Here is a 3275-nt window from a genome sequence, read left to right as displayed (position 1 = left end):
CTGCAGGAGTTGGACACCACGGGCATGCCCAACGCCTCGCTGCTGGAGCCACATCTCCAGGCGTTGCCGTTTGATCCGGAGCGGCGGTTTTCAGTGCCGTATCTATGGGGCACGGTGGGGATCGGCTACGATTCCGCCGTGCTCTCCACAGTGCCGGACAGCTGGTCGATCTTATGGGATGCTCGCTACAAAGGGCTTATCAGTATGCTGAATGACCAGCGGGAGGTCTTCGGCGCAGTGCTGCGTTCCATGGGGCAATCGATGAACAGCACTGATCCGGTGGTGATCGAAGCGGCGAAGGAACGGTTGCTGCAACAAAAACCGCTGGTGAAGACCTACACCAGCGATCACTACGACCAATTGTTGGCGTCGGGAGAGGTGATCCTCGCCCATGGTTGGGGCGGGCAGGTGGCGCGTGCCATGGCGGAACGTCCATCCATTCGCTACGTGGTGCCGAAGGAGGGCGCCACCATTTGGGCCGATTGCCTGGTCGTGCTGAAGTCTGCACCGCAGAAAGCGCTCGCCATGCGTTTTATCGAGTACCTCATGGAGCCGGAGGTGGCTGCACGCACATCGGAACGCCTGCGATTTGCGTCCGCCTCCCGATCCGCTCGTGAATTGGTCAGTCCGGCCGTGCGGGCGAATCCCGCCATCTATCCGCCGATGGATCAGTTGGCTCGTCTGGAATGGATGCGCGATGTGGGGAAGGGCATTCGGTTGTATGATCGGGCCTGGACGGAACTCAAAATGCAGTGAGCCGATGCGCCCAAGATTGTTTCAAATGTGTCACGAAATCAGTATAATGCGCGTCCTGTCCTCAGTTGGTCGATATTTCCCCACAATGCGGAACGACATGCGCCATGACCAAGCTCGCTCCAGACTGTGCCGTGGTGCCATAGTTCGGGGGATTCGCTTCGGTTTGGCACTCGCCATGCTGGGCGTCTCCACACTTGCCGGCGGATGGGTTCAGGCAGCCGATTCTCCTGGCGTCTCGGCTGTTCCGTTTGCCCCTCCGGTGGTCCGCCTGAATCTCTCCGAGGCGATGGCCCTCTTTCTCAAGCAGAACTTAGACCTGCTCATTGCCAAGTATGGCATCGAGTTCAGTAAGGGGCAGCAGATCACGGCGCGCCTGTTCCCCAATCCGGTGGCGCAAATCGGCAGCGTCGCGTCCTTTACTCAGGGCAATACGCTGGCCAAAACCGCCGGTCTCACGATGCAGGTGCAGCAGCTGTTTGAATTGGCCGGCAAGCGCGGGTATCGCATCGAAAGCGCCGGGTTCGGCGTCCAGTCGGCGGAGGCGGATTTCGAGGACGCGGTCAGGCAACTGGGTTTCACCATCAAGGATGCCTACTATCGCGTGTTGGTGGCGCAACGTCGGCTTGCGCTGGCGGAGGAGAATCGCGACCGTTTTGCGAGGATTCTGGACGTCAATACGATTCGGTTCAAGAAGGGCTATATCGCCGAGGTCGATCTCATCCGGATCAGGTTGCAAGTGGTGGATTTTCAATCGCAGGTGATCGAATCGATTCAGGAGGGGGAGTCCGCACGGGCGGACTTGCGCCAGTTGCTGCGTCTCTCGCCCGCCTCGAAACTGGAACTGACGACAGAGATGGATTATCGGCGAGTCGATCCTGACATGGGGAAGCTGCGTTCTGTGGCGTTGGAGGTGCGGCCTGATATCAGGAGTCGCCGAGCGTCGCTGTCTCAGCGCGAGGCGGATTTGAAATTGGCCAAGGCGTTGAGGATCCCCGATGTGACCATTGGCGCCGGTTATGCCATACAAGGGCCGCAGGGACCAGACAACCAGCAGATGGGAATCTTGAATTTGGGCGTACCGTTGCCGTTGTTCAATCGCAATCAGGGCGGGATCGTGCAGGCCGAAGTCGGTGTGCAATCTGCTCAGGCAGAGTTGGATCGCACGGTCAACCAAGTCGAGAATCAGGTGGATGTAGCGTATCAAAACCTTCTGCAGAGCCGCCGTCTGGTGGAAGCCTACTTGGCCGGCGTATTGGAGGATGCCCGGTCGACGTTCACCATTGTCGAACGAGCCTATGAACGGGGCGGGGCCACCATTCTCGATCTGCTCGATGCGGCCCGGACGTCCCGCACCATTCAACAGAACTTCATCGAAGCGCTCTTCTCCTATCAACGCAATCTGTTTCAATTGGAGAGTTCCGTCGGGCAGGAGATTACCTCATGAGGTCCGGTGCGAGACAGGTCGCAGGGGCGGCGCTGGTGCTGTTCCTGTGCGCGTGCAGCCAGAAGCAGGAGCCGGCTTCCGCTCCGGCCGCGTCACCGGCTGAACCGGTCGCCTCGCAGCCGGTCGTGTCATCCGCGGGGCAAATCGAAACAGCCGTGGTCGACTTCAAGCCGGTGCAGCCCGAGTTAGTGCTGGTCGGGAAGATCGCTTATGGTGAAGACCGGTACTCGAAGATCTCTTCCCCCTTACAAGGCCGGGTGGTAGAAGTGCGGGCAAAGTTGGGGGATCGGGTGGAGGCGGGCGCGACCTTGCTCGTGATCGACAGTTCCGATATTACGGCCGCCTATTCTGAGTTTGTGAAGGAAGCGTCGGAGCTGGAGTATTCCACTCGTGCCCAGGAGTTGGCCAAGGAGTTGTATGCCACCAAAGCTCTGGCCTTGAAGGATCTCAAACAGGCTGAAAACGATTTGATCAAGGCCCGCGCAGAGTTTCGTCGCGCCAAGGAGCGATTGCTGTCCTTGCGGATCCCGGCCTCTGAGTTGGAGAAACCGCTCGCGCAGCAGCGCATCACGTCTCGCTTCGACATGAAAAGTCCGCTGGCCGGAACCGTCGTCGAACGGGCGGTGACCCCGGGGCAGTCCGTGGGCGGCGACCCTGCCCAGGTCTTGTTCACTGTCGCGGATTTGGACCGGCTGCAAGTCGTGGCCGATGTGTATGAGCGGGATTTGGCGCTGGTGAAGGTGAGCCAGGTCGGACGCATCAACGTGGAGGCCTACCCGGGGACGGATTTTGCGTCGGTGGTGGCGTCGATCGGTGATGTGGTTGATCCGAACACGCGGACGATCAAGGTGCGCGCGTGGGTCGATAACCGGGATCAACGCTTGAAGCCTGAAATGTTTGCCCGGCTGAGGCTGGATATCGGCGATGCCACCCCGTTCCTAGCGATTCCTAAAGAGGCGGTCGTCGAGATCGACGGGAAACATTTCGTGTACCTGGTAGAAGCCCCCGATCGCTATGTGAAACGCGAGGTGGTGGTCTCCAACGTGTCCGGCGGGCAGGTTCGTGTTCTTGAGGG

Annotated in this window: 3 protein-coding genes; all 3 read left to right on the top strand. The window is 59.8% G+C overall.

Features of this window, described 5'->3' with window-relative positions; translation table 11 throughout:
• Positions 1-24: 24 nt before the first annotated feature.
• A complete protein-coding gene (locus JNL86_17110) occupies positions 25-756 on the top strand; it encodes a spermidine/putrescine ABC transporter substrate-binding protein (protein ID MBL8044630.1) in 732 nt (243 codons plus the stop codon).
• Positions 757-853: 97 nt separating this feature from the next.
• The gene (locus JNL86_17105; GenBank protein MBL8044629.1) at positions 854-2200 is read left to right on the top strand and encodes a TolC family protein; all 1347 of its coding nucleotides are present in this window, start codon (positions 854-856) and stop codon (positions 2198-2200) included.
• The coding region (locus JNL86_17100) for an efflux RND transporter periplasmic adaptor subunit (GenBank protein MBL8044628.1) at positions 2197-3275 on the top strand (1079 nt) is incomplete at its 3' end. The genes JNL86_17105 and JNL86_17100, both read left to right, overlap by 4 nt.

It is taken from the genome of Nitrospira sp. (assembly GCA_016788885.1).
GTDB lineage: Bacteria > Nitrospirota > Nitrospiria > Nitrospirales > Nitrospiraceae > Nitrospira_A.
Note: the sequence above shows the minus strand (reverse complement) of the source record. Positions and strands in the feature narration are given on the sequence as shown.